The 25,066-nt window shown below is 76.2% G+C and carries 20 protein-coding genes; 8 read left to right on the top strand and 12 right to left on the bottom strand.

Going from position 1 to position 25,066, the window contains the following annotated elements; all coding sequences use genetic code 11:
• Positions 1-2: 2 nt before the first annotated feature.
• Both WMF31_RS03465 and WMF31_RS03460 read right to left on the bottom strand, forming a co-directional pair.
• Positions 3-1,349 (bottom strand): tetratricopeptide repeat protein, encoded by a 1,347-nt coding sequence (locus WMF31_RS03465; protein ID WP_436600570.1) that lies wholly within the window; start codon positions 1,347-1,349, stop codon positions 3-5.
• Positions 1,350-1,680: 331 nt separating this feature from the next.
• The gene (locus WMF31_RS03460) at positions 1,681-2,463 is read right to left on the bottom strand and encodes a biopolymer transporter ExbD (protein WP_436600569.1); all 783 of its coding nucleotides are present in this window, start codon (positions 2,461-2,463) and stop codon (positions 1,681-1,683) included.
• A 62-nt stretch (positions 2,464-2,525) separates the two neighbouring features.
• On the opposite strand from WMF31_RS03460, the gene WMF31_RS03455 reads away from it, so the two are divergent.
• From WMF31_RS03455 to WMF31_RS03445, 3 genes are all read left to right on the top strand, one after another.
• Positions 2,526-4,154, top strand: coding sequence for an AMP-binding protein (locus tag WMF31_RS03455; protein ID WP_436600568.1), 1,629 nt, complete (start codon positions 2,526-2,528; stop codon positions 4,152-4,154).
• A 43-nt stretch (positions 4,155-4,197) separates the two neighbouring features.
• Complete coding sequence (locus WMF31_RS03450; protein ID WP_436600567.1) at positions 4,198-4,815, top strand: hypothetical protein; 618 nt, start codon at positions 4,198-4,200, stop codon at positions 4,813-4,815.
• 89 nt (positions 4,816-4,904) lie between these two features.
• The gene (locus WMF31_RS03445) at positions 4,905-6,968 is read left to right on the top strand and encodes a hypothetical protein (RefSeq protein ID WP_436600566.1); all 2,064 of its coding nucleotides are present in this window, start codon (positions 4,905-4,907) and stop codon (positions 6,966-6,968) included.
• A gap of 15 nt (positions 6,969-6,983) precedes the next feature.
• Here the strand turns inward: WMF31_RS03445 and WMF31_RS03440 are convergent, their stop codons facing one another.
• The 7 genes from WMF31_RS03440 to WMF31_RS03410 form a co-directional block, all read right to left on the bottom strand.
• Positions 6,984-7,292, bottom strand: coding sequence for an AlbA family DNA-binding domain-containing protein (locus tag WMF31_RS03440; RefSeq protein WP_436600565.1), 309 nt, complete (start codon positions 7,290-7,292; stop codon positions 6,984-6,986).
• 71 nt (positions 7,293-7,363) lie between these two features.
• Positions 7,364-8,764, bottom strand: coding sequence for a polymer-forming cytoskeletal protein (locus tag WMF31_RS03435; protein WP_436600564.1), 1,401 nt, complete (start codon positions 8,762-8,764; stop codon positions 7,364-7,366).
• Positions 8,764-9,402, bottom strand: a complete 639-nt coding sequence (locus tag WMF31_RS03430; RefSeq protein ID WP_436600563.1) for a hypothetical protein — start codon at positions 9,400-9,402, stop codon at positions 8,764-8,766. Before WMF31_RS03430 ends, WMF31_RS03435 begins: the two co-directional genes overlap by 1 nt.
• Positions 9,403-9,409: 7 nt before the next feature.
• Positions 9,410-10,006 carry an RNA polymerase sigma factor gene (locus WMF31_RS03425; RefSeq protein WP_436600562.1) on the bottom strand — a complete coding sequence of 199 codons (597 nt, stop codon included), beginning with the start codon at positions 10,004-10,006 and terminating at the stop codon, positions 9,410-9,412.
• 134 nt (positions 10,007-10,140) lie between these two features.
• Positions 10,141-11,076 carry an alpha/beta fold hydrolase gene (locus tag WMF31_RS03420; RefSeq protein WP_436600561.1) on the bottom strand — a complete coding sequence of 312 codons (936 nt, stop codon included), beginning with the start codon at positions 11,074-11,076 and terminating at the stop codon, positions 10,141-10,143.
• Between the two features lie 369 nt (positions 11,077-11,445).
• The gene (locus tag WMF31_RS03415) at positions 11,446-13,107 is read right to left on the bottom strand and encodes a multiheme c-type cytochrome (protein WP_436600560.1); all 1,662 of its coding nucleotides are present in this window, start codon (positions 13,105-13,107) and stop codon (positions 11,446-11,448) included.
• Between the two features lie 69 nt (positions 13,108-13,176).
• Complete coding sequence (locus WMF31_RS03410; RefSeq protein ID WP_242515478.1) at positions 13,177-14,613, bottom strand: MlaD family protein; 1,437 nt, start codon at positions 14,611-14,613, stop codon at positions 13,177-13,179.
• A gap of 319 nt (positions 14,614-14,932) precedes the next feature.
• On the opposite strand from WMF31_RS03410, the gene WMF31_RS03405 reads away from it, so the two are divergent.
• Positions 14,933-16,111: a CAP domain-containing protein gene (locus tag WMF31_RS03405; protein ID WP_436600559.1), complete on the top strand. Its 1,179-nt coding sequence runs from the start codon at positions 14,933-14,935 to the stop codon at positions 16,109-16,111.
• Between the two features lie 86 nt (positions 16,112-16,197).
• On the opposite strand, the gene WMF31_RS03400 is transcribed toward WMF31_RS03405, so the two are convergent.
• Positions 16,198-17,088, bottom strand: coding sequence for a Uma2 family endonuclease (locus WMF31_RS03400; protein ID WP_436600558.1), 891 nt, complete (start codon positions 17,086-17,088; stop codon positions 16,198-16,200).
• 193 nt (positions 17,089-17,281) lie between these two features.
• Between WMF31_RS03400 and WMF31_RS03395 the strand changes: the two genes are divergently transcribed.
• The 3 genes from WMF31_RS03395 to WMF31_RS03385 are packed head-to-tail and all read left to right on the top strand — an operon-like array spanning position 17,282 to position 21,686.
• Positions 17,282-19,744 carry an Hsp70 family protein gene (locus tag WMF31_RS03395; RefSeq protein ID WP_436600557.1) on the top strand — a complete coding sequence of 821 codons (2,463 nt, stop codon included), beginning with the start codon at positions 17,282-17,284 and terminating at the stop codon, positions 19,742-19,744.
• Positions 19,741-20,130, top strand: a complete 390-nt coding sequence (locus WMF31_RS03390; RefSeq protein ID WP_129353755.1) for a hypothetical protein — start codon at positions 19,741-19,743, stop codon at positions 20,128-20,130. The genes WMF31_RS03395 and WMF31_RS03390 overlap by 4 nt, the downstream gene beginning before the upstream one ends.
• Positions 20,088-21,686: a hypothetical protein gene (locus WMF31_RS03385; RefSeq protein ID WP_436600556.1), complete on the top strand. Its 1,599-nt coding sequence runs from the start codon at positions 20,088-20,090 to the stop codon at positions 21,684-21,686. Before WMF31_RS03390 ends, WMF31_RS03385 begins: the two co-directional genes overlap by 43 nt.
• Before the next feature lie 10 nt (positions 21,687-21,696).
• Here WMF31_RS03385 and WMF31_RS03380 read toward each other — a convergent pair whose 3' ends face one another.
• On the bottom strand, positions 21,697-22,764 hold the full coding sequence (locus tag WMF31_RS03380) for a cation diffusion facilitator family transporter (protein WP_436600555.1): 1,068 nt from the start codon (positions 22,762-22,764) through the stop codon (positions 21,697-21,699).
• A complete protein-coding gene (locus WMF31_RS03375) occupies positions 22,761-23,993 on the bottom strand; it encodes an acetyl-CoA C-acetyltransferase (protein WP_436600554.1) in 1,233 nt (410 codons plus the stop codon). The genes WMF31_RS03380 and WMF31_RS03375 overlap by 4 nt, the downstream gene beginning before the upstream one ends.
• Before the next feature lie 121 nt (positions 23,994-24,114).
• Between WMF31_RS03375 and orn the strand changes: the two genes are divergently transcribed.
• On the top strand, positions 24,115-24,678 hold the full coding sequence (gene orn, locus WMF31_RS03370; RefSeq protein WP_436600553.1) for an oligoribonuclease: 564 nt from the start codon (positions 24,115-24,117) through the stop codon (positions 24,676-24,678).
• The last annotated feature ends 388 nt before the right edge of the window (positions 24,679-25,066 follow it).

Genomic DNA, 25,066 nt, shown 5'->3' with positions numbered 1-25,066 from the left:
CGCTACTTCCGGCCGCCCAGAGCCCTGCACTCGTGGACGGGGCCCTTCGTGGCATGGCGAACGCATTCGCTGTACGCCGCGACGCCGTCCTTCCACTTGCCCGTGTCCTGGAGCGCCGAGCCCAGATAGAGGTAGGGCAGCGCGTCGGTCGGATCGGCCGCGATGGCCTTGCGCGACACCTCGATCGCGTCCTTGAACCTGCCCCTGTTGAGCAAGCTCAACGCTTCCTTCTTCAGCCGTCGCGCATCCTCGGGGTTGACCGCGGGCACCTCGGCCGCCTCCGCTGCGGCCTTCTCCGCCGCAGCAGCCGCCTCCGCTGCGGCCTTCTCCGTGGCCGCCTGCTCCGCCGCGGCTTTCTCCGCGGCCGCCTGCTCCGCCGCGGCCTGCTCCGCCGCGGCCGTCGTCGCCGCCGGGGCAGGAGCGGCCTGCGCGAGCGCGGGCTGGACCTGCGCGGGCGCCTTGTCACGTGCGGACAGAGGACTCCCCGGCACAGCCGAGAGCTCCGCGTCCACGGGCGCAGGCGTCGGAGCCGGCATGGCCACCCAGGCCGTGGCCGGCGGCGGGGACGGCTTGGTCGAGAACACCGCCTTGGCGACCACCGCGACGGAGATCACCCCGGCGAGCCCCGCGACCGCCGCGACGATCTGGCGGAGGCGCGCCCGACGGGCGAGGGTCGCGGGCGACAGCTGCTCGACCACCACGAGGCGCTCCTCGGCGTGCCCGTCGCGATCGCCGCCCCCGTCGATGAACGGCGGCACGGAGTCGTCCTCGCGCTGAAAAAACGCCGCCGTCGGCGAGGAAGGATCGAGCGGGTCGAGCGCGTCCGACTCGGGCTCAGGCGCCGCTGCGGCGAGCTCGGGCGCGAGGACATCCGGCGGATCTTCGCGGCCGGGGCGCTCGATCGCGATCGGGTCGGCCGCGCGTGCCTTGGCCGGCATCGGCACGTCGAGCGCACCGACCGGCCCCGCCGCCTTCGCGGCGATCGGCGCGGCAGGCGCCTCCGCGACCGGCAGCGCAGCGGGCCCCGCGTCCTCCGCGAAGGCCGCGCGCGCCGGCGCCACGGCCTGCTGCGCCGCCGCCTCGGCGCTGGCCTGCTGCGCCGCCGCCTCGGCGCTGGCTTGCTGCGCCGCCGCCTCGGCGCTGGCCTGCTGCGCCGCTGCCTCGGCGCTGGCTTGCTGCGCCGCCGCCTCGACAGCGACGTCCGGGCCGCTCGCAGCCGGTCGCGCGGAGGTCTCGGCCGCGAGGGCCGGGGCCTCGGGAGCCGTCGACCCACGGGGCCGGGAGGCCCGGGGACGGAGACTCCGGCCCCTGTTGCTCGCGCGAACCGATGCAAGAAGTCGCTTCGACATGTCCCAACCATCCTCCCGTGGTCGTCAGGTCCCCGATGGCGCAGGGGATCGGCAGCTCGCCGTATTCATGATCCAGGCCGGCGCCCTCGGCGAGCGGCCGCGCGCGCATTTCCGTGGGGTCCCGGCGAGGACCCTGTGCCGGATCGTGCCGCATCGCCCCGGCCGGCCATGTCCGTGCAACGCGCCGGGACACGGCGTCGTGTCCTGCTGGAAATTGCCAGCGGCTCCCCGGCGCTCGTGGGCCGAGTGGGCCGGGCGCGCCGGGCGCGTCCTCGCGGCGCGCGCCCCGGTCGAGGCGGCGCTCCGGACAGAGCCGCCGGCGCGGCCCATGTCAGCCCCCACCGAGCTGCACCGGCCTCCCGGCGACCGGGGCGACGCGGAGCAGGACGAGCGTGTCGAGCTTCTTCTTCTTGTCCGACGCGAGGACGGTGCCCGCGAGGTTGTGCGCCATCTCCCAGGGCACCTCGTCGTCGGCCGAGAAGAACGCCACCGACGCCTTGCACGCGGCGATGTCCCTCGAGAGCTGCTCGCCGGTGTTCGAGAGATCCGGGCCCGCGAGCCCCTTGCGCTGGCGCTTGCCCATGCCGCCGCCGAACGGCCAGATCGCCGTCGCGAGGTCCTTCAGCACCATCGTGCTGACGGCGCACGCCGGGGGCTTCGAGACGCTCCCCTCCGGGACCACCGTGATCTCCTTCGGGAGGTCGTCGCGCCCGTCGGTCTTGATCGTGACCTTCGGCGCGCCGGCCGCGCCGAGCTCCGTCACGACGGCCGCGACCGCGCTCACCTTCGCCTTCTTCTCGGCGAGCAGCGTGACCGGCTTGCCGTCGATCGGCAGCGCGCGGATCACCTTCGCGAGCCTCTCCGCCCCGTCCTTCTGCGCCAGGTTCACCCGCTGGCCCCCGAGGTAAGGGCCCATCGAGTCGACGAGCAGCTCCGGCATCCCCTTCGGCTTCGGCGGCGCGGCGGGCGCCTGCTGCGCGGCCGGGGCCGATGCGGCGGCGGGGCCGGCCTCGGGAGGCTTCGGCGCGCTCTCGCACGCCGCCGCGACCAGGATCGCGCCGGCGGCGACGACGAGGCGTGGCAAGGCGCTGGACCGGAGGGCAAAGGCTCGCATGGCGTGGCAGTGTAACCAACCGGCCTGGCTCCGCGCACCTCTGCTGTGCGAGAGTCGGCGCGATGACCTCGCCGCTCGTCGAACGCCTCGCGCAGCTCGGATCGTCTGCCCGGATCGCCATCCACGACGACCGGGGGCCGCTCTCCTTCGCGGAGCTCATGGACCGAGCCCTCCGCGTCCGCGGCGCGCTGCTCGCCGCGGGCGCGCGGCGCGGCGCGGACGGGCGCGCGGCCCCGCGATCGCTCGACGGCGAGCGGATCGCCCTGCTCGTCTCGCCCGGCGCCTCGTGGGTCTCGGCCTTCCTCGGCGTCCTCCTCGCCGGCGGGATCGCGCTGCCGCTCTCGCCCCTGTACCCGCCGGCGGAGCTCGCGTGGCTCGCGGGCGACGCGGGCGTCGAGCGCGTCCTCGTCTCCGATGACCTCGCCGCGGTGGCCGCCCCGATCGCGGGCGGCCGCGCCGTGCTCCGCGTGGAGGACGTCGAGCGCGCGGCCCCGGGGCCCCTGTCGGCGACGTCCGACCTCGCCGCCGACGATCCGGCGCTGCTGCTCTACACGAGCGGCACGACCGGCAAGCCGAAGGGGGCGCTGCTCACGCACCGCAACCTGGCCGTGCAGGCGGAGCTGCTCCGCGCGGCCTGGGGCTTCTCGGAGCAGGACGTCTTGCTGCACGCGCTGCCGCTGCACCACCTCCACGGGGTCTCCATCGCCCTCTTGACGTCGCTGCTCGCGGGCGGCGCGACGCGCATGCTCCCGCGCTTCGACGCCCAGCGGGTCGCCGCCGAGATCGCCCGCGGCGCCGCCACGGCGATCATGGCGGTGCCGACCATGTACCAGCGGCTGTTCGAGCAGGTCGACCGCGGCGGCGCGCCCGGGTTCGCCGCGGGGGCGCGGGCGCTCCGGCTCGCGACGAGCGGCTCCGCCGCGCTGCCGGTGACGCTGGCCGAGCGCTGGCGCGACCTCACGGGCGCGATCCCGCTCGAGCGCTTCGGGATGACCGAGATCGGCGTCGGCCTGAGCAACCCGCTCGATCCCGGCGCGCGGCGGCCCGGCTGGGTCGGGTTCCCGCTGCCGACCGTCGAGGCCCGCATCACGGACGACGCGGGCAACGCGTGGGCGCCGGGCGATGGAGGCGGCGCCGCCGCGCCGGGCGATGGCGCCGCGCCGGGCAGCGCCGCCGCGCCGGGCGGCGCCGCCGCGGTCGCGCGCGGCGAGCTCTGGATCCGTGGACCGAGCGTCTTCAAGGGGTACCTGGGGCGCGAGGACGCCACCCGGGCGGCGTTCCAGGATGGGTGGTTCCGCACCGGCGACGTCGCGGAGCGCTCCGGCGACGGGCGCTTCCGGCTGCTCGGGCGGACCTCGGTCGATATCCTGAAGAGCGGCGGCTACAAGCTGTCCGCCCTCGAGATCGAGGAGGCGCTGCGCGAGCACGGCGCGATCGCCGAGGTCGCGGTGGTCGGCGTCCCGGACGAGGCGTGGGGCGAGCGCGTCGTGGCGGTCGTCGTCGCCGCGCCGGGGCGCGAGGCCGAGTGCGCGACCGGGCCGCTCCGCGCCTGGGCCCGGGAGCGGCTCGCCCCGTACAAGATCCCGCGGGATGCGGTCGTCGTCCCGGGCCTGCCGCGCAACGCGATGGGCAAGGTCGTCAAGCCGGAGCTCGTGAAGGCGATCGCCGAGGGGAGGCTCGCCGGCCGGTGAACGCGGCTTGACCGAGGCGCGCCGCTCCGGCCTACTCGCGGCAATGCAGACCGGCGCCCCCATGATCCCGTCCGCGTACGGCGGCCTCGCCGTCCAGCCCTTCGCGCATCGCACGTACACCATCACGCGGCCCTTCTGGTCTCTCCTCGGCCGCAAGTTCCATGTCCACGCGCCGGACGGCTCCCTGGTGTGCTTCGTCAAGCACCCGCTGCTCAAGCTGCGCCAGGAGTTCACCCTGTTCGCCGACGAGTCGGAGACCCAGCCGCTGCTCACGATCCGGGCGCGGCAGGTCGTCGCGCTGAACCGGTGTCTGGACGTCTTCGACGCGCGCACGGGCGAGCGGGTCGGCACCATCCGCTCGAGGGGGCTCAAGTCGATCGTCCGTGACACGTGGGACATCCTCGACCCCGACGACCAGCCGGTCGGCCTGATGCAGGAGGACGGCGCCGCGATGCTCCGCCGCCTGTTCCCGCTCCTCATCGGCAAGTGGCACATCGAGCTCCACGGGCAGGAGGTCGCGAAGGTGACCCAGGTGTTCCGGTTCTTCGTCAAGGAGTTCACGCTCGATCTGTCGATGAACCAGGGGCGCATGGACGCGCGGTTCGCCATCGCCTGCGCGCTGCTGGCGCTCATGGCCGAGACCGCGCGCGAGTCGCGCTGAGCCCGGCGGCGGCCGAGCGCTCAGGGCCGAGGCGCGCTCGCTCGCCGAAACTTGGCCCGTTTGCCCGAGCTCTGCGAGGTTGCCGCGCGATGCGCCTCGATTCTGTCTCGCGCCTCGACACCGCGTCCGAGGAGGGCCGCCTGCCGCCCCCCCCCGTGCCCCCGTCCGGCATGGCCCGCTTTGCCCCGAGCGGGCCGGGCCACGACGCCGAGCGCGAGCTCAGGGCGCGGCGCTACCTCTGGGCAAGCGCCCCGAAAGCGGCGCCGGCCGGGCAGCTCCGCGCCGTCCTCGACGAGGCCGTCGAGCTCGCGCTGGCGATGCGCGGGGCGCTGCCGCCGCGGGTGGAGATCGGCGCCGCGCTCGAGGCGGTGATCGCCGACCAGGTCTTCCGCGCCCGGGCGCTCGGCGCCGCGGGCCTCGCCGTCGCGCTGCCGAGGCTCTCGTGCGGGCCGCGGGGCGTGCTCCACCCCGACGACAGCGCGACGCTCCTGGCCTGGCTGGGCGCGTCGCGCGAGGCGCCCGTCGCGGTCCTCTTCGACGAGGTCGACCGGTTCGCGCTGGTGCTCGCGCCGGTGCCGCTCTCGGAGCTCCTCGACAGGGACGCGCCCGAGGCGCACAGCGCCGTGTCCCCGCGCGCGCCGGCGGGCAGCGCGGCCGCGCAGGAGCCGGAGCGCGCCGTCGGCCCGGCGCGGACGCCGCAGCCGGACGCCGCAGCGCCGGCCGTGAAAGAGGCGCCCCCGGCCGGAGCGGCAACGCCCGAGCGGGCCGCGGCAACCGAGCAGGCTGCGGCGCCCGAGCGGGCCGCGGCGACCGAGCGGGCCGCGGCGACCGCCCCGTCGGAGCCGCCTGCGCCGCCCGTGTCCGGCGACGGGCGAACCGACGGGAGGCCGCGCGGCGTGCTGCCGCCCCGCTCGTCGAAGATCCGCCGGCCCGAAGCGCCGGCCGTCTTCTCGACCGCGGGGAGATCCACGGCGCCGGCGCCCGGGGAGAGGACCATGGCGTCGGCGCTCGGGGAGAAGGCCGCGGCGCTGACCCCGGAGGCCGGCACGCCGCCCGCCGCGGGCGAGACGATCGCGGCGACCCCGGCCAGCGCGGATCCCGGCGCCTCCCCCGCGGACCGCGGCGCGGGGGCGACCCTCCGGCCCCCGCGCGGCGCGCACGAGCCCGCGCGCGCCGCGCAGGAGCCCGTACCTGTCGCGCCGCCCGCGCCCGCCGCCGGGGCCACGCCCGTCGCAGAGATCGGGCCGACGGAGGCCGCGGCGCAGCCGCCGGCGCGGCGGGAGCGGAAGGCGCCGCCGCGCAACCGGATCCTCGGCGCGGCCGAGTGGCGCGCGCTCGCCGTCGAGCTCGACAACGCCCGCGGCCCGAAGCCGGTCCGGGTCATCGAGCAGCTCTTCGCGACCCATTACACGCCGCTGCTCGGCGCGACGCTCGCGGGAGAGGCCGACGCGGCCGTGCGCAACGTCGTCGAGGGCTGGAGGACCAGCTTCGAGCACAGCTACCGGGAGGCGTTCTCGGCGCTGCGCGTGACCGGCAAGCGGCCGCCCATGGTGTTCGATGCCCCGGACATCGCCGCCCGCATCGGCCGGCTCAACGGGGCGCGCGCGGTGAAGCTCCTGCTCGTGGACGCCATGCGCTTCGATCTCGGGGAGCGGGTCGCCGCGCACCTCAAGGAGATCATGACGGACCGGGCGATCCTGGTGGAGCGCTCGCTCCTCTGGGCGGCGCTGCCGCCCACGACGACGGCGCAGCTCTCGCTGCTCGCCCGCGGGGCGGACGGGCTCCGCGAGGCGATGCCACAGGCCGAGGCGGAGCCGGCCATCGCCCGCGGGCGCGCCGTGGCGACGCTGCGGCGCGAGCGGGTCGGGTCGCGCGAGCTGATGAAGCTCGACCTGGTCGAGGCGCGCCTGCGCGCCGCGGGGCCGCCGTTCGCGGAGCGCATCGAGGCCATCGCGGAGGAGGTCGCCGACGTGGTCGCGCGGTTCATGGAGAGCCTGCCGCCGCGGACCCTCCTGCTCGTGTTCGGCGACCACGGGTTCCGCATGGCGCCCATGGGCGACGGCAGCGCGACCGGCCCGGCGTCGCAGGGGGGAGGCTCCCCGGAAGAGGTGCTCGTCCCGGCGCAGGCGTGGCTCGTCGGCGGCGTGCACTGAGCGGCCCGCGGGGCGTCAGGGCGGCGCGGCGGACGAGCCCGGCGGCGCGTCGATGCGCTGCGGGGCGCCCTCGGCGGCGCCGGCGGCGGCGAGCTTCCAGAGGGCGGCGCGCGCCCAGGCCACCTGGGGCGCCAGCTCCACGAGGGCGTTCGGGGTGCCGTCGTCCTCGACCCCGAGGAAGATCTGGCCGCCGAGCGCGTTGGCGAAGGCCGCGATCGTCTCGGCGAGATCCTTCGGCGCCTTGCCAGGGGACTCGATCCGCTCGAGCTCGGTCACCGAGTCCTCGCCGAGCCGCAGCCTCTTCTCGACCGGTTCGGAGGTCACGGCGCGATGCTAGCGCGCTGCCTTCGCCGGAGGTACACGGCCGCTCGCGCCGTCCGTGGCGAACGGCCCCGTCACGGCGCCGTTCGGTACGGCCCCCCCGCCCCCTCGCCCCGCGGCCGCGGGCGGAGGAGGTTCGCGAGCCGGGTCGCGACGAGCGCCCCGGCGCCGATCAGCACGACGACGCCGTGGAGCGCGCCCCCCACGAACGGGATCGCGCCCAGGAGGAGGAGGCCGAGGCAGCCGATCGCGAGGTGAACGTAGGGGTTCCTCGTGCGATGGCCGGCGAGCGCTGCCCCGGCGGTCTCGAGCACCGCGCAGCCGCCCACGGCCGCGGCGATGAAGGCGAGCAGGAGGCCGATCACCGCGAACGGCACGCCGATCAGCGTGACGCAGAGGGCGACGGCGAGCGCGAGGGCGCCGAGGGCGCCCACCACGCCGAGCGCGAAGCTCCGCATCGGCCGGGCGGCGATCTCGACCTTGAGCACCTCCATGCGCCGCGGCCAGAGCGCCAGCATCACCGCGCCGAGCGCGAACAGGAGCGCCGTGCGCGTCATCGCGCCGCCGGCCCTGCGCGCGAGCGAGGCGCCCGTCGCTTCCGGCTCCCCGTCGTCCCCCCTCAGGGTGATCTCGTTGTTCACGTCGCCCCGGATGAGCGCGCGCTCGCCCCGGCGGAGCGGGCCGCCGACGACATCGACGTCGCCGTCGACGCGCGCCCCGTCGGCCACCGTGAGCGGCCCGCCCACGGTCGACACGTCGCCGCGCACCCGCGCGCCCTCGTGGATGTGCGTGGAGCCGCCCATCACGTCGATGTCACCGGTGACGGTGCCCCAGACGTCGAGCGAGCCGCCGACCACCGACACGTCGTGGACGACCTCGCCCCGCTCGATGCGCAGGCTGCCGCCGGTCACGAAGCGATCCCGGCCGCGCCGCCTGGGCGCGTCCTGCTCCGCCGCGGCGTCGTCGGGCGACGCCGCGGGCGCGGCCGCCTGCGGCGGCTCGGGCGCGGCGGGCGGCTCGGGCGCGGCGGGCGGCTCGGGCGCGGCGGGCGGCTCGGGCGCGGCGGGCAGCGCCGGCAGCGCGGGCAGCGCGGGCGCGGACCGCTGCGCCCTGTCCGACGGCGCGATCGCGATGAGGTCGCCGTCGCGGGTCGCGACGTAGTCCCCGTCCGCGAGCAGGAGCTCGAGCACCCTGTCCGCCGGCTGGTCCTGGACGCGCAGATCGACGGGATCGCCGGGCGGCACGTTGTTGAGCACGAGGCTCCATCCGGCCTCCTGCGCCAGGCGCTTGATGGCCTCGTTGCGCGGCGCGCGGCTCACGTCGAGGCTCACCTCCGGCTCGGCCGCCGGCCAGACGCCCTCGCGGGACACCTCGGCCCTGGCCGCGCCGCTCACCGAGAGCCCGAGCGCGGCGACGAGCAGCGCGGCGGCGCGCCGCGAGGACAACACACGGGTCGAGACCGAGACGAAGCGCATCAAATCCCTCCTTTCAACGAGAGCTCATTTCCCCTGCCCCACGCGACACCCAGCCCGACGACCACGAGCAGCGCCGCCGAGAGCCACGGCAGCGCCGTGAGCCCCCCGGAGAGCGCCCCGTTCCCGGCGATGGCGCACCCCGTCTGCACCACGACCGAGCAGGCGCGCCAGAGCCTGTCCCAGCTCTCCTCCAGGCCGGAGGCCCCGGCCGCGAGCGCCGGCGCCGCGCCGAGCGCCGAGAGCGCGAGGGCGGCGACGAGCGCCGCGATCGGCAGCGGCTGGCGCGGCGCCGCGGGCTCCGGCGCTCCCTGCGCGCCCGGCGCGGCCTGCTCGCGCGGCGCCGCGGGCTCCGGCGCTCCCTGCGCGCCCGACGCGGCCTGCTCGCGCGGCGCCGCGGGCTCCGGCGCTGCCTGCGCGCCCGGCGCGGCCTGCTCGCGCAGCGCCTCCCCCACGCGGAGCGACAGCAGCGCCGCCCGGCCGAGCGCCGAGGCGCAGGGCAGGCAACGCGCGGCGTGCGCGAGCGCCCCCTCCGGCAAGAGGGCCTCCTCGCCGTCGCCGAGCGCGCCGAGCGCGATCTCGGTCAGGTGGCCGTCGGGCTGCCACACGAGATCCTGCGAGAGCTTGTCGTCGTCGAGCATCGATCCCTCACTCCCCGAGCGCCTCGGCCAGACAGCGTCTGCCGCGCGCGATCCACGTCGCCACCGTGCCGAGCGGGACGCCGAGGCGGCGCGATATCTGCTGGTAGTCGAGCCCTTCCACGTGAAATGCCAGGAGCGCGCGGCGCTGGGGCTCGGCCAGCTTCTGCAGGGCGACGTCGATGCGGCGCGCGCGCTCGCGCTGAGCGGCGCGCTCCTCCGGGCCCGGCGCCGGGTCCTCCACCGCCTCGAGGATCTCCCCCTGCCCCCCGGCGCCCCCCGGAGGGAGCGCCTCGGCGCGCCGCGTGCGGCGGCGCCGGCGCAGCACGTCCAGCGCCACGTGGCGCGCGATCCCGAGCACCCAGGGGCGCAGCGGCTCGCCGTCGCGGAGGCGGCCGCGCCCCTCGAAGGCGCGCGTGAGCGCCTCGTGGGTGCAGTCCTCGACGTCCGGGTGGTCGGCGCGCTCGCCGAGCACGCAGGCGATCGCCGCGCGGACCACGGGCCGCAGGGCGGCGGCCTCGTCGAGCGAGGCCCCCACCGCGGCGATCGACGCCGCCGGCAGCCCGTCGGGCGCCTGCGGAGAGGGCAGCGTGGCGGCTGGATTCATCCTGGACCCAGACACTTCGCGCGAGCCCTCCCCGAAATTTCACGCGCCGAGCCGCGACATCCGGCGGTTCAGGAAATCACGGGGCGCCGGGCGGGGCCAGCGCCGAGGGCCAGCCCGTGAGGCCCGTGCGCGCGCTACCGATCGGTCGGCGGAGAGAGGAACGCGTCTGTCGGGGGCGACAGGAACGCCGTGAGCTCCGGGAGGACGGAATCCGGGTCCTCCAGGTGGAGCGCGTGCCCGAGCGGCACGACGCGCAGCGTGGCGCGGGGGATCGCGGCGGCCGCGGCGATGCCGAGCGGCGCCGGGAACACGTCGTCGCGATCGCCCCAGAGCACGAGCGTCTCGGCGTCGATCTCGCCGAGCCGCGGGAGGCGATGGGGCACGGGGCCGAGGGCCGGGAAGAGCGCGTTGAACGCGGCGACGGGCGCGACCCGGCCGTCGGGCACGGCGCCGAGCTCGCGGTGCAGGGCGGCGACGCGCTCGCCGAGCGGGGTCGGCCGCGGGGGGCGGAGGCGGCGGAAGAGCGCGGCGCCGAGCAGGCGGATCAGGCGCTCGGGCGGGGCGCGGAAGTAGGCGCGGCTCGAGGCGGTCATGACGGGGCCGACGCCCATGGCGCCGATGAGCGCGAGCTTGCGCGGGCGGGCGCGCTTGCGGAGCGCGATCTCCAGCGCGACGAGCGCGCCGAGGGAGTGGCCGACGAGCGCGGCGTCGCCGAGGTCCATCTCGAGGAGGAGCGCCTCGACCGGCTCGACGAAGAAGCGGAGGCCGTCCTCGAACCCCTTGCCCTCGAAGGGGGGCGACGACGCGTGGCCGAAGCCCGGCAGGTCGAGGGCGAGGACGCGATGGCGCCGGGCGAGCCCGGGGAGCAGCGGGAACCAGGTCGTCGCGGCGTTCCCCCGGCCGTGCAGGAGGACGACCGGCGGGCCGCTGCCGCCCTCGAGGTAGCGGAGCGTCGAGGTCAGCGCGGCGCGGCGGTGCGCCGTGAACGGGGGCGCTCCGGCGGTGAGCTCCGCGAGGATGGCGCTCTCGGTCGGCCCCGGTCGGGAGACGACGGCGTGAACGTTCGTCACCAGGCCTGCGTAGCGCGATCGCCCGGCCGCGAGAATGGCGCATCGGCCCAGGCACCCGCCCAGGTCCCGATCTGCCCGGGGCCTCGACGACCAGGCACCCGCCCAGGTCCCGATCTGCCCGGGGCCTCGACGACCAGGCACCCGCCCAGGTCCCGACATGCCCGGGGCCTCGACGACCAGGCACCCGCCCAGGTCCCGACATGCCCGGGGCCTCGACGGCCAGGCCCCCGCCCAGGTCCCGACATGCCCGGGGCCCCGACGACCAGGCCCCCGCCCAGGTCCCGACATGCCCGGGCCCCCGCCGCCCGGACCGCCGGCATGGGCCGGGCCTCGACACGCCGGCGGGCCCGCGCGTCCCGGCCGTCGCGCTCAGTCCCTGCCGTGACCAGGGCCGAGGATCAGCTCCATCTTCGCGACGGGATCGAACCCCTCCACGTGCGGCGGGTGGTGGCACTGCGAGACGCAGCTCTCGGGCGGGGGCGACAGCACGATGAGCCCCTTCTTCTCGGGGTTCTCCGCGTGGAGCGAGCCCGGACCGTGGCACTCCTCGCACTGCACGTTCTGCAGCGAGGCGTTGTGCGTCACCGTGGAGCCCCCCGGCTTTCCGTAGCCGGTCACGTGACAGCTCACGCAGTCCAGGTTGAACTCCTTGAAGTCCTGCTGCAGCGTCGCATAGGCGCGCGCGTGCGCCGTGGCGTCGTAGACCTTGCGCGCCTCGTCGTGGCAGTTCGTGCAGGCGTCGACGCCGAGGTAGCTGGCCTCCCCCTTCGCCGGCGGCTCGGGGACGCGATCCGCGAACGCCTCCTTGTTGTGCGTGTTGACCCGCTTGTAATAGGCCAGGAGCTGGCCGGCAACGTCCTTGTCGGCGCCCAGCTTCTCCCGCACCTCGACCGCGCTGTACCGGAAGAAGCTGCCGCTCACCTCCGTCTTCGCCGCCTCGAGCTTCGCCTTCTCGGCCCGGAGCCGCTCCAGGTCGGCCTTCCGGTCGGCGACGTCCTTCGCCGAGACCGTCCTGTCGCCCTCCCAGCCGTTGATCCGGATCTCGAGCTCCCGGATCCGCGCCGACAGGCTCATCAGCTCCTCCGCCCTCGCCACGCCGCCGGCGTCGGCGAACACCAGCGGGCCGTCGCCGCCGTCGCGCACGAAGAGATCCACCACCGCCACCGATTGCAGGTGGTTCGGCGTCTCCACCACCAGCGTCGACCCGATCATCACCGGCGGCTTCGGGCCGTCGTTGCCGTCCCCGCGCTCGCTCGGCTTGCCCAGCACGAGGACGTGCAGCTCCGGCACGTGATCCGCGAGCCGCAGCGCCTCGCCCCGCGGCAGCGCCGCGAGCCCCACGAGCACCTGCGCGCCCTGCCGCTTCGCCTCCGCGACGCCCGCCTTCATCGCGTCGAGCGCCGGGCCGGCCTTGACCCCCGCCGGGTAGGTGCCGGCGCGCCCCTTCGGATCGCTCACGCCGATGAGGCCCACCTTCACGCCCGGGACCTCGCGCACCACCACGCCCCGGACGCCCTGCGCCCCCTCCAGGTTGCCGCCGAGCAGCGCCGCCCCGCTCTGCTCGCTGTACTTGACGAGCGCCTCGGCGCCGAGCGCCCAGTCGTTCTCGCCAGGGGCCCACGCCGTGAGCCCGATCTCCTTCGCGGCCAGCGCCATCGCCTCGGCCTTCCACGCGTCCTGCGAGGCGCGCTCCGCCTTCACCTCGGGATCCGTGAAGAGCAGCGGCCCCGCGCCGAGCACGAGCCGGCCCGGCGCCTCGTCGCGCTGCGCCTCGATGAGGGCGGCGAGGTGGTCGATGCCGCCGAGCTGATCCTTCGTGCACCCGCACGGCTCCAGCGCGCCGGCCACCGTGCTGAGCGCATAGAGCCGCACGGTCGGCCGGGCCGCGGCCGCGTCCTCCACGGTCGCGGCGCCCTGCGACGGGGGCTTGCACCCCTGGCAAGCGGCCACGCCGCCCGCGGCGGCGATCGCCAGGACCGGAATCAGAAACGCGTATCCCCCTCGCACCCCGCGGAGCAGCGAGCGCATCATGCCCGCCCTATAGCACACGGGCTCGTGCGACCCGGGCCCCCTCTCCACCCCCGGGCCCGCCCGCCGCGGTCAGAAGCTCGTCGGCGCGAACGGCAGGACGGTCTTCAGGTCCGCGTCGTTGAAGCGGAGCTGCAGGCCGACGAAGTAATCCCGGCGATCGCTGTTCAGGATGTCGTCCATGCCGCCCAGCAGCCAGAGCTTGCGGATGAACTCGTACGCGAGCGCGACCCGCCAGCGCGGCGACAGCTCCTCGCCGAAGCCGAACAGGTCCTGCCGGAGCTCGAACCGGTCGTCGAGCAGGTGGAGGTCGAGGCCGAGCCCGCCCGTCGACTCCTTGATGCCGAACCGGCCCGTGAACGGGCCGAGCCGCTTCGCGAACTGGAACGAGAAGCGGAAGGCGTTCGTCGTGATCGTCCGGACCTCCCGGTAGTGCGCGGGCTCGTTCGGGTTGGTCGTGTCGACGTCGATCTGCTGGAAATCCGTCTTGCCGCGCGGGTCGTTCACCAGCTCGACGACGTAGTACTTGTCCTCCGTCGGCTGGAGCCTGAGCTCGACGTAGCTCTTGATGGTGTTCGCCAGGAAGTTGTAGTCGGTCCGGAGCCCGACCACCGTCTGGAACCGGTTGATCCCGCCCACGAGCTCGCCGACGTCCTCGACGACCGTCTCGACCTCGTTGATCAGCGTCTCGTCCCGGGTGAGGCGGCCGAGCGTCCCCTCGCCCCGATCGACCCGGGCGGCGACGTTGTCCGCGTGCTTCAGCGCCGACTCGAGGCTCTCGCTCGCGCGGCCCAGCCGCTCCGCGGCGCTGCGGAGCTCGCCGGGCTTGCCGTCCCGCCCGGGCACCTCGGCCGCGGCCGTCATCGTGCGGATGTCCCGGGTCACCTGCTCGACGTTGCGCAGGATCTCCCGCAGGCGCGGGGCCGACTCCCCCGTGAGCTGGCTGATGTTGTTGATCGTCTGCGTGACGCTCGCGCGGTTCTCGCGGACGGTCTCGTTGAGCTGCTCGGTCACGTCCGCGAGGTTGTCGAGGATCTGCGTGAGCCGCTCCTCCCCGGAGTCGGAGCCGACCGAGTTCCGGAGCGCCTCGGTGACGGCCTTGACGTCCTTGAGGATCTCCGCGACCTGCCCCTGCATCGACTGGACCGTCGGCTCGTCGATGTAATGGAGGATCCGCCCCTCGTCGGGGATGCGCGGCTTGCCCTCGGTGCCCGGCGTGAGCACGACGAACGACTCGCCGATGAGGCTCGTGGCGCGCTTGCCGATGGCCGCGTCCTCGTAGAGCGGGACCTCGGGGCTCATCTTGATGTCGATGCGCGCCTGGCCCTCGTAGAGCGAGATCCTGTCGACGACGCCGACCTGGATGCCCGAGATCATCACGCGCGACTGCGGCGACACGCCGATCGCGTCCGGCAGCGTGGCCCAGACCCGGTAGCCGTTCCCGCCGCCGACGTCGCGCGAGACGAAGCGGTACCCGCCGTAGGCCGCGCCCGCGAGCACGATCGTCATCAAGCCGACCTTCGCGGCCCTGGAGACCTCCGCCATTCTGCGCCACGCCCACGGTACCACGAGGTGACGGCGGGACCGCGCAGCTTTCTCCGCGAGAGGCGCGCCGGCGTGCGGCGCGTGACATGCGGCGGCGCGTGATGCGCGGCGGCGCGACATGCGGCGCGCCCACGCGGCGCACACACGCGGCGTGGGCGCGGCGCACACACGCGGCGTGGGCGCGGCGCACACACGCGGCGTGGGCGCGGCGCACACACGCCGCGTGGGCGCGGCGTGCGGCAGGAAACGGGCGCCGGGTCGGGAAACCTGCTAGCCGGATCGCATGCGGTCGTGGTGGGCCAGAGGGGCATGCTGCGCGGCGCTCGCCGCGGCCGGCACGGCGCTCGCCGCGGCCGGCGCGGCGGCCGCGGACCCGCCGGCGCTCACGTGGGTGAAGGCCACGCGCTCGCCGCAGCCGGCCGCGGCGCTCGCGCCCGAGGTCGCCGCGCTCACGGCGCGCTGCGGGGCCGCGGACGCGGCGCTCGCCGCGGTGGCCCGGCGCAACGTCGAGCGGCAGCTCCAGGGGGGAGAGATCATGCCGCCCGACGAGCTCGCGTTCACGCTGCGCGCCGCGGGCGCGCCGCACGCCTGGCCGCGGGGCTGGTCCATCGCCGGCCAGGGGCTCGGCCCGGCGGAGCTCGGGGCGCGGATCGACGGGTGGCTCTCGGGCTGGCCCACGCTCGGGGTGCGGCGGTGCGGGGTGGCCCACGCGAAGAAGCCCGATGGGACGGTGATCGCGGCCGCGGTCGGGGTGGACGCGCTCGCGGACATGTCGCCGCTGCCGACGACCGCGCGGGTGGGCCAGTGGGTGACGCTCGAGGGGACGATGCGCGTGCCCGCGACCGCGGTGAAGGTGGTGCTGCTCGGCCCCCGGGGCGCGCCCAGGGCGGTGCTGAGCTCGCTGTCGGGCGCGCGCATCCGGTCGAGCTTCGCGGTGGACCAGCCGGGGAGCTGGCTGGTGCAGGTGCTGGCCACGGTGTCGACCGGGCCGAGGCCCGTGCTGGAGGCGATGATCTTCGCGGGGGGCGCCCCGCCGGGCCGGTACGTCCGCGCGCCCTCGCCCGGGGAGGAGGCCGCCAGGGGGGCGCGCGACGACGACGACGCGATGCTGCGGATGATGAACGCCGCGCGCGCGTCGGAGGGGCTGCCGGCGCTCGCGCGCGACGCGGCGCTCTCGGCGCTGGCGCGGGCGCACGCCGAGGCGATGCTCAAGGCGAGGATGGTGGGCCACGACGTGGGCTCGGGCGACCCGGCGGCGCGCCTCCGGGCCGCCGGCTACGAGGCGACGATCGCGGGCGAGAACGTGGCCACCTCGAGCTCGCCCGGGGGCGCGCACCGCGCGATCTGGGCGAGCCCGTCGCACCGGGGCAACCTGCTCGACCGGCGCTACAGGAAGACCGGCGTGGCGGTCGTGCGCGACCGGAGCGGCCGGGTCTGGGTGGCGCAGCTATTCGCGGGGTAGGCGGCGCGGCGGCTCGCGGGGTGGGCGGCTCGCGGGGTGGGCGGCTCGCGGGGTGGGCGGCTCGCGGGGTGACGGAGCGCCGGGCCTCAGGCGCCGCCGCGCTCCCGCCGGAGCCGCTCGATCTCCGCCAGCGCCTCGGCGAGCCGGCGCTCGGCCTCCTCGCGGGCGCGGGTCTCCGCCTCGCGGGCGCGGGTCTCCGCCTCGCGGGCGCGGGTCTCCTCCTCGCGGGCGCGGGTCTCCTCCTCGCGGGCGCGGATCTCCTCGTCCAGACGCCGCTCGAGATCCTGCGCGCGTTGCTCCGCGGCGTCGACGAGGGAGCCCAGCTTGTCGATGAGCTCGTCGGTGTCGGGGATCGCCGCCTCCCCCGCGTAGAAGCGGATCTTGCCGCCATCGACCAGCAGATCGAGCCCGAGCACCCGCGAGGCGTAGTGCCCGCGCTGGGGGATCACCGGCTCGTAGGTCCTCGACGCCGACGTCGCCAGGCGAAAGCCGCGGAGCGAGCCGCGCTTGCGGTCGAACACGAAGTACTCGGGGATGCCGAGCCGCGCGAACCACTCCACGTTGCGCACGAGGTCCTTCCTGCGCCGCCCATGGACGATCACCTCGAGCGCGAAGTCGAGACCCTTGCCCTCGTCGGTGACGACCCACCGATCGCGCTCGTGCGTCTCCACGTCGGTGACCGCGATGACGTCGGGCGAGAAGACCCGCTCGTTCGGGTAGTACACGGCGAGGTTGCCGCTGACGTAGACGCGGCGGCCAGCGCGCTGGAACCAGCGATCGAGCGTCGTGCGCGCCCGGGTCACCGGGTGCCAGTGCGGATCGCCCTCCGGCGGCGCGGCCTCGTCCAGCGGGAACTCCGACGGGAGGCTGTCCACGATCTCGCGGCGCTGCTCGGGCGTGAGCTGCTCCCAGATCTCGACGGTCGGGGCGCGGGGATCGTCCGGATCGATGTGCCACAGGGCCGTCGCGCGACGCATGGAGGAAGTCTACCCGCGTGGCGCCGGACCGTCAGCTCGCGGGCCGGCGGAACGCCCACCTTCCGGCGGACGGCACAGGCTGGCGGCAAGCAGGCGCCCGGAGCCTGCCGGTCCGCCGCCTTTCACCGCCGCCCGGCCTGCCGTGGGCCTCCCCCCGGGCGGCCGCCGCGGCGCGCGTGTATTCTTGCACGCGATGGCAGCGCGCCCGCTTTACGTCGGCATCGACCTCGGCACCACGAATTCGACCGCGGCCGCCTTCGACGGCGAGAAGGTCACCCTCGTCCGGAACGCCCAGGGTGCGACGCTCACCCCGAGCGTGGTGCGGATCGATGCGCGCGGGACGGTCACGGTCGGCGCCCGCGCGCGGCGGTTCCTGGAGAGCGATCCGCAGAACACCCGCGCGGAGTTCAAGCGGCTGATGGGGACCGCGCAGCCGATCGAGTTCGCGGCGGCCCGGGTGACGCGGAAGCCCGAGGAGCTCGCGGCCGAGGTGCTGCGCTCGCTGCGCGCCGACGTCGCCGAGCAGCTCGGGGTGGAGCCGGCCGCGGCGGTCATCTCGGTGCCCGCGCTCTTCGAGCTGCCGCAGAGCGCGGCCACGTCGGAGGCGGCGCGGCGCGCGGGGTTCGAGCGCGTGGAGCTGATCCAGGAGCCGGTGGCGTCGGCGCTCGCCGCCGGCTGGACGGCCGAGGAGTCCGCCGGTAGCTGGCTCGTCTACGACCTCGGCGGCGGGACCTTCGACGTGTCGCTGCTCGAGACGCGCGACGGGCTGCTCCGCGTCGTGGGGCACGACGGCGACAACTTCCTCGGCGGGCGCGACTTCGACTGGGCCGTCGTCGACTGGGCGCTCGCCGAGATCGCGCGCGCCCACGGCGTCACCGTGAGCCGCGCCGATCCGCGGCACGCCGCCGCCCTCCGCAAGCTCAAGCTCGCGGTCGAGGAGGCCAAGATCGAGCTCACCCGCGCGGAGGAGGCGGCGCTCGCCCTGCCCGCGGCGTTCGAGGTCGACGGCGCGGCCGTCGACGTCGACCTGGTCCTCGCGCGGCCCACGCTCGACGCGCTCGCCGCGCCCATCATCGACCGCTCGATCGAGGTGTGCCGGCGGCTGCTCGCGGCGCACGGCCTCGACGCGTCGCAGCTCGCGCGCGTCGTGCTGGTCGGCGGGCCGACGGTGATGCCGGCGCTCCGGGCGCGGGTCCGGGACGCGCTCGGGGCGCCGTTCGGCGAGGGGCTCGATCCGATGACCCTCGTGGCCCAGGGGGCGGCGATCTACGCGGCGACGGCCGGGCTCGACGCGCGGCCCGCGGCGCGGGCCGCGGCCGCGGAGGAGGGCCGGCGGCTCTGGCTCCAGTACCCGGCCATGTCGAGCGATCTGACGCCCCACGTGGTGGGCCGCGTCGTGGAGGGGTCGGGGCCCGCGCCCGCGCGGATCCGGCTCGCGCGCGAGGGCGACGCCTGGACGAGCGCCGAGGCCGCGCTCGACGCCGAGGGGGCGTTCGTGATCACCGTCGACCTGCTGCCGCGCCGGCCGAACGTGTTCCGCGTCGAGGCGACGTCGGACGCCGGCGCGGAGGTGCCGGTGCACCCGCGGGCGATCACCATCGTCCAGGGGCTCACGATCAGCGATCCGCCGCTGTCGCGCACCGTCGGGGTCGCGCTCGCGGACAACACCGTGCGCGTCTACTTCGAGCGGGGCGCGCCGCTGCCGGCGCGGCGGACGTTCGTGCACCACAGCGTGGAGACCGTGCCGAAGGGGTCGCGCGGGTGCGTGCTGAAGATCCCGATCGTGCAGGGCGAGCTCGACGTCGCCCACCTCTGCCGCGCGGTCGGGGCGCTGGAGATCGACGGGAGCGGGCTCACCGCGACCCTGCCCGCGGGCTCGCCGATCGAGCTCACGCTCGAGCTCGACCGGGGCGGGCACCTCTCGGCGCGCGCGCTGATCCCGGCGCAGGGGCTCGTCTTCGAGCGCGTCGCGCACCTGCTCGTGCCCGAGGCGGCGCCCGAGGTGCTCGACGCGTCGCTCGCCGCCATGCGCGAGCGGCTCGCCGCGGTGCGCGAGGGCGCCCTGCGCGGAGACGCGCCGCGCGCGCTCGGCAAGGTGACGTACGTCGAGTGCGCGCTCGCCGAGGTGGAGCGCGACGTGGCCGCGGCGCGGGGCGGCGACGCCGACGCCGGGCAGAAGGCGCGGCGGGCGATGCTCGAGCTCGACGCGCTGCTCGAGCAGGCCGAGGCCGACGAGCGCTGGCCGGAGCTCGACGCCGAGGCGCAGGCCGCCGTCGCGAACGCGTCGGTGTGGCTGTCGCAGCTCGGCTCGAGCGCCGAGCGGGCGCTCCTCGAGGAGGCCGCGCAGGGGGTCGCGCGGGCGCGCGCGGAGCGGAACCAGGTCGAGCTGCAGCGCCAGCTCCGCCTCGTCCGCAACCTGGGCAGCGCGGCGTTCCAGCGGCACCCGAAGGCGTGGGTGTGGCTGTTCGAGGAGGCCGCCTCCGAGGCGCACCAGGCCTCGGACCTCGTCCGCGCGCAGAAGCTCGTGCGCGACGGGCGCGGCGCGGCGGAGCGCGGCGACGCGGCGGCGCTCCGGACGATCACCGAGGAGCTCTGGCGCCTCCTGCCGGTCGACGCGCAGAAGCGCAGGCTCGGCCACGCGTCGGGGGTCCGGTGACGGGCGGCGACGCGCGGGGCCGCCTCCGCGACAACCCGTTCTACGTGCTCGGCCTGCGCCCGAGCGCGAGCCGCGCGGAGGTCGAGCGCGAGGGGCAGAAGCTGCTCGGGATGCTCGAGCTCAAGCTCGCGAGCGCCGCGACCTACCCGACGCCGGTCGGCCCCGGCGTCCGCACGGCCGACAAGGTGCGCGCGGCCATGGCCGCCCTCCGCGACCCGGAGCGGCGGCTCACGCACGAGATCTGGGCGCGGCTCGACCCGCGGCCTCCGCCCGGGGACGCGCTCGACGACGACCTCGGGGAGCTGCCGCCGCCGGAGGCGCCCGGGGAGGATCCGCGCGCGCCGTGGCCGGAGGCGCTGTCGGCCCTCGGCTGGAGGAGACGGTGAGCTTCGGGCTGCTCCTGGCCATCTCGATCGGCGTGCGGGTGATCGTCGCGGCGGCGGAGCGCTGGGCCTCGCCCGGCCCGCCGCCGCGCGCCGGCGGGCCCAGCACAGGCGCCCTGGTCGTGTGGTTCGTCCTCGTCCCGCTCGCGGTGCTCCTCGCGATCTGCGTGGCCGCGGGGCAGCTCTCGTGCGCGCTGCTGCTCGCGCCGCTCCTGCCGATCGTCGCGCCGTGGCCCGTCGCCCGCCACGTGCTCATCCCGCTCGGGCTGCCGCGCGCCGCGTACCACGTCGCGCGGCTCTCGGACTGGACGTGGCGCGCCGATCGACGCGGCGGCGCGGCGCTCGCGGCCGCGTGGACGCTCTGCCGCGCGCGCAGGCCGGATCCCGCGGCAGAGGCCTGGATCCACGAGCGGCTCGAGGGGGCCGGCGACCGCGGCGGCGCGGCCGGCCGGAGCGGCGACGCCGGACGCGACGGCGTGGCTGCGGCGTCGCCGCTCCGGGGCGCGGGCGTCGCGGCCGGGGCGATGCTCGCGGCCTACCGGGGCGACCTGGACGGCGCGCGGGCGCTCTTCGCGAGCGTCGCCAGCCTGGACGAGCGCGCCTGCCCCCGCGAGGCCCGCCGCGTCGCCGCGGGCTGGCTCGCCGCCGAGGCGGCCTCGCGCGGCGACTGGGCGACCGCGCAGCGGCGCGCCCGCGAGGAGCGCGGCCGGGAGCTGTCGCTGCTCGGCGCCGTCGCGGACCGCCTGCTCGGCGAGGCGGGCGCGCCGGGCGCGCTCGAGCTCTGGCTCCGCTGGCTCGCCGCGCCCCGCCGCCGCGCGACGCTCCCGCTGCTGCGCCGCGCCCTGGCGGCGGGCGCGGGCGCGCCGCGCCCGGAGCCGGCGGAGCCCGAGCCGTGCGCCGCGAAGGTGGCCGAGGGCGATCTGTGGAGCCGGGCGATGCTGCTCCACGCGGCGCTGCTGCTCCGGCCCCACGGCCGGGTGTCGGGCGACGAGCTCCGGCGGCTCGGCGGCGCCTGGGACGCGGCGCTCGAGGACGAGCGCGCCCAGGCCGAGCTCCGGGAGCGGGCGCGGGAGATCGGCGCCCCGGGCGCGCAGGCGGCGATCGGCGCGCTCGCGCGCGCGGTCGAGGAGGACCTCGCGGCGGCGCTGCGCGCGGCGCGCGTGCCGCACGCGGCGTGGGACGACCTCGGCGGCACGATCGGCCGCGCGCGCCGCCGCCTCCGGGACGAGCTCCTGTCCGAGGTGGAGATCGCGTGCGACGCCCTGCGCCGCCGCGTCGACGAGCGGCGGGCGCTGGCGCCGCTGTCGGAGTGGCGCGAGTGGATCTCGCTCCGCGCGCAGTACGAGGCCGCGGCGGAGCTCGCCGGCCTGGAGCTCCGCCGCCTCGCGTTCCCCAAGGTCCACGCCGACGTGTGCCACGCGGCCGTGTGGCTGTTCAACACCAGGAAGGAGCGGGCGATCGGCAACGCGATGTTCCGCTGGCTCCTCGCCGAGGCCGAGGCGCTCGACGACGCGCGCATCGCGTCGCTCCAGCGCGGCAACGTCGCGTGCGGGGTCTGAGGGCTCACCGTCAGCCGGCGTCGCCGCGGGCGCCCGGCCGCCGGAGCGTCACCAGGCGCTCTTCCTGGAGGGGCTCGGGCTGGACCGTGCAGTGGGTCAGGCCGTGCACCTCGCGCAGCCGCCGGCCCACGGCCGCGGCCACGTCCGTCCCGTGGTGCCCCCGGGCGAGCACCACGTGCACCGTGAGCACGTTGAAGCCGTCGGAGATCGACCAGACGTGCAGGTCGTGGAGGTCGACCACGCCGGGCACGCCCCGGATCGTCGCCTCGACGTCGGCGAGGTCGATCTCGATCGGGCTGCCCTCCATCAGCACGCGGGAGGTGTCGCGCACGAGCCGCCAGCCGCCCCAGAGCACGAGCGCGCCGATCGCCACGCTGATCACCGGGTCGGCCCGCGTCCAGCCGAAGGCGAGGATGAGCACCCCGGCCACCATGGCGCCCACCGAGCCGAGCGCGTCAAACAGCACGTGCGCCAGCGCCGCGCGCGTGTTGATGTTGTGCCCGCGCTCGCCGGCCGAGAGCAGGAGCGCGGCGGCGATGTTCACGCAGAGCCCCAGCGCCGCGGTGACCGCCAGCGCCTCGGCGCGCACGGCCTGGGGCTCGCGCCACCGCTCGGCCGCCTCGATGAAGATCCAGATCGCGGTCAGCGCCAGCGCGATGCCGTTGGCGAACGCGGCGAGCACCTCCGCGCGCCGGTAGCCGTACGTCCTCGCGCGGGTCCGCGCCTGCGCGGCGATGCGCTGCGCCACGATCGCGAGCGCCAGCGCCGCGGCGTCCGCGAGCATGTGGCCCGCGTCGGCGAGGAGGGCGAGGCTCCGCGACCACCACCCGACCAGCGCCTCGACGACCAGGAACGACGCCGTGAGCGCGAACGCCGCGATCAGCCGGCCGAGCGGCGCGCGCCGGTGGTCGTGGTGGTGGCCGTGGTCGTGGCCGTGGTCGCGGTCGCCCCCGTGATCGTGCCCGTCGTGACCGTGACCACGGTCCTCCCCGCGCCGGGCGCCGCCCTCGCGCGCGCGCCCGGGCATGAAGCCCCCCCGGTCGCCGGGCGCCCCCATCACGGCACCGGCGCGGCTCACACCCGCTCGATGATGGTCGCCACGCCCATCCCTCCCCCGATGCACAGCGTGATCAGCGCGGTCGCCCTGTCCGCGCGCTCGAGCTCGTCGAGCGCCGTGCCGATCAGGCAGGCGCCGGTCGCGCCCAGCGGGTGGCCGAGCGCGATCGCGCCGCCGTTCACGTTGACGCGATCGAGATCGACGCCGAGCTTGCGCGCCGTCTGCAGCGGCACCGCCGCGAACGCCTCGTTGATCTCCCAGAGATCGATGTCGCGCGCCTGCATCCCCGCCTTCTTGAGGGCCCGCTCCGACGCGGGCGCCGGGGCCGTCAGCATGATCACCGGCTCGGCCCCGGCCGTCGCCGTGGCGCGGATCCTCGCCCGCGGCCTGAGCCCGTGCGCCTTCACGTAGTCGCCCGACGCGAGCAGCACGACCGCCGCCCCGTCGACGATGCCGCTCGAGTTGCCCGCGGTGTGGACGTGCCGGATCGACGGGACGTGCGGGTACCGCACGAGCGCCAGCGCGTCGACCGTCTCGCCGCCCGGGCCCATCGGGGTCGCCCCCAGGCCGGCGAACGCCGGCTCGAGCTTCGCGAGGGCCTCCATCGTCGCGCCGGCCCGCGGGTGCTCGTCCCGGTCGAGCAGCGGCGCGCCGTCGAGATCGACGACCGTGAACAGGCTCTTCGCGAACCGCCCCTCGGCCGCGGCCCGCTCGGCCTTGCGCTGGCTCTCGAGCGCGAAGCGATCGACGTCCTCGCGCGAGAAGCCCTCGAGGGTCGCGATGAGGTCGGCCGAGATGCCCTGCGGCACCATCGCGAGCTTCTCGCGGAGCGCGAGGTTGTTCCCGTCGAGGGGCGCGCCGTCCGAGCCCATCGGCACGCGCGACATGCTCTCCACGCCCCCGCCGATCGCGAGCTCCTGCTGGCCCGACAGGATCCCCATGGCCGCGAAGTTGACCGCCTGCGCGCCCGAGCCGCAGAAGCGGTTGACGGTCACGCCGGTCACGCCGTCGGGCCAGCCCGCCGCGAGGACGGCCGCGCGCGCGATGCACGCCCCCTGCTCGCCCGCCTGCGTCACGCACCCGACGACCACGTCCTCCACGTCGTCCTTGCGGATCCCGGTCCTGTCGGCGAGGCGATTGAGCGCCTGCGCGAGGAGCTCCTGGGGATGAACGCCGGAGAGCGCCCCCTTGCCGGCCTTTCCGCGGCCGCGCGGCGTGCGAACGGCATCCACGATGAAAACGTCTCGCATGACAGGCCTCCCGCGCCCGGTGTCCGGCCCGTGCTTAGCACACGGCCCGTTCCCGGGGCAGCTCGCGCGCGAGGAGCCCCGGTGGACCGGAGCCGCCGCGGATGGGCTATGCTCGCCGGCGATGGCGGACCGGTCACAGCGAATGGTGTGGGTCGACCTGGAAATGACAGGCCTCGACGAGAGCTCGTGCGCGATCGTGGAGATCGCGACCATCGTCACGGAGCCTGATCTGACGGTGGTCGCCGAGGGGCCGTGCCTCGTCATCCACCAGCCCGAGGAGGTCCTCGCGACGATGAGCGACTTCGTCCGCGAGCTCCACGCCCGCTCGGGGCTCCTGGAGCGCATCCGCGCCTCCACCCTCTCCGTCGGCGAGGCGGAGGCCGAGACGCGCGCGTTCCTCGAGGCGCACTGCGAGAGGGGAACGGCGGTGTTGTGCGGCAACTCCGTGTGGAAGGACCGGGCGTTCCTGCAACGCTACATGCCCGATCTCCTGTCCTTCCTGCACTACCGCATCGTGGATGTCTCGACCCTCAAGGAGCTCGTGCGCCGCTGGTACCCGGCGCGCTCCGCGCCCAAGAAGCGCGAGATCCACCGGGCGCTCGACGATATCCGCGAGTCCATCGAGGAGCTCAGGTGGTACCGGGCCAACGTGTTTCGCCCGCTCGCGGAGCACGAGATCCGATGAGCCGCGCGCCCGCGGGCGCGGAGCGCCCCCGGGATTCCCGCCGCGCCGCGCGATCGCCGCTCGATTCGCCGCCTGCATGACGCCCCGCCCTGCCCGGTGATCCGGACCGGTCCCCCCGGACGGGCCGCCGCGGCGCGCCCGCGCGCCCGACCCGGGTTGACCGAGCGCCCGTCCCCGGCTGGCCGTGCGCCCAACCCGGGTTGGCCGCTCGCCCGACCCGGGTTGGGCGTCACCGAGGAGTCAGCTCGTTCGCGCACAAAAAAAATCGCCGCAAGCGAGAAATTCCGATCGCTCAACGTAATGCTTCAGTAGTCTCGCCGCGCGTCCAGGCCTCCGGCACGAGGTCTGCGGCGTGGACACTCCGGCGGCCCCAATCCGCCGGGGTGTC

It is taken from the genome of Sorangium sp. So ce1036, assembly GCF_051369805.1.
GTDB classification, from domain to species: domain Bacteria; phylum Myxococcota_A; class Polyangia; order Polyangiales; family Polyangiaceae; genus Sorangium; species Sorangium cellulosum_F.
The sequence above is the reverse complement of the archived record's forward strand: the minus strand, read 5'-3'. Positions and strand labels throughout refer to the sequence as shown.

Coding starts and splice junctions, on each gene's coding strand:
- WMF31_RS03405 (WP_436600559.1), top strand. CDS start 14,933: ATGCGGTCGTGGTGGGCCAGAGGGGCATGCTGCGCGGCGCTCGCCGCG.
- WMF31_RS03460 (WP_436600569.1), bottom strand. CDS start 2,463: ATGCGAGCCTTTGCCCTCCGGTCCAGCGCCTTGCCACGCCTCGTCGTC.
- WMF31_RS03465 (WP_436600570.1), bottom strand. CDS start 1,349: ATGTCGAAGCGACTTCTTGCATCGGTTCGCGCGAGCAACAGGGGCCGG.
- WMF31_RS03400 (WP_436600558.1), bottom strand. CDS start 17,088: ATGCGTCGCGCGACGGCCCTGTGGCACATCGATCCGGACGATCCCCGC.
- WMF31_RS03425 (WP_436600562.1), bottom strand. CDS start 10,006: ATGAATCCAGCCGCCACGCTGCCCTCTCCGCAGGCGCCCGACGGGCTG.
- WMF31_RS03445 (WP_436600566.1), top strand. CDS start 4,905: ATGCGCCTCGATTCTGTCTCGCGCCTCGACACCGCGTCCGAGGAGGGC.
- WMF31_RS03435 (WP_436600564.1), bottom strand. CDS start 8,764: ATGCGCTTCGTCTCGGTCTCGACCCGTGTGTTGTCCTCGCGGCGCGCC.
- orn (WP_436600553.1), top strand. CDS start 24,115: ATGGCGGACCGGTCACAGCGAATGGTGTGGGTCGACCTGGAAATGACA.
- WMF31_RS03375 (WP_436600554.1), bottom strand. CDS start 23,993: ATGCGAGACGTTTTCATCGTGGATGCCGTTCGCACGCCGCGCGGCCGC.
- WMF31_RS03410 (WP_242515478.1), bottom strand. CDS start 14,613: ATGACGATCGTGCTCGCGGGCGCGGCCTACGGCGGGTACCGCTTCGTC.
- WMF31_RS03395 (WP_436600557.1), top strand. CDS start 17,282: ATGGCAGCGCGCCCGCTTTACGTCGGCATCGACCTCGGCACCACGAAT.
- WMF31_RS03430 (WP_436600563.1), bottom strand. CDS start 9,402: ATGCTCGACGACGACAAGCTCTCGCAGGATCTCGTGTGGCAGCCCGAC.
- WMF31_RS03450 (WP_436600567.1), top strand. CDS start 4,198: ATGCAGACCGGCGCCCCCATGATCCCGTCCGCGTACGGCGGCCTCGCC.
- WMF31_RS03455 (WP_436600568.1), top strand. CDS start 2,526: ATGACCTCGCCGCTCGTCGAACGCCTCGCGCAGCTCGGATCGTCTGCC.
- WMF31_RS03415 (WP_436600560.1), bottom strand. CDS start 13,107: ATGATGCGCTCGCTGCTCCGCGGGGTGCGAGGGGGATACGCGTTTCTG.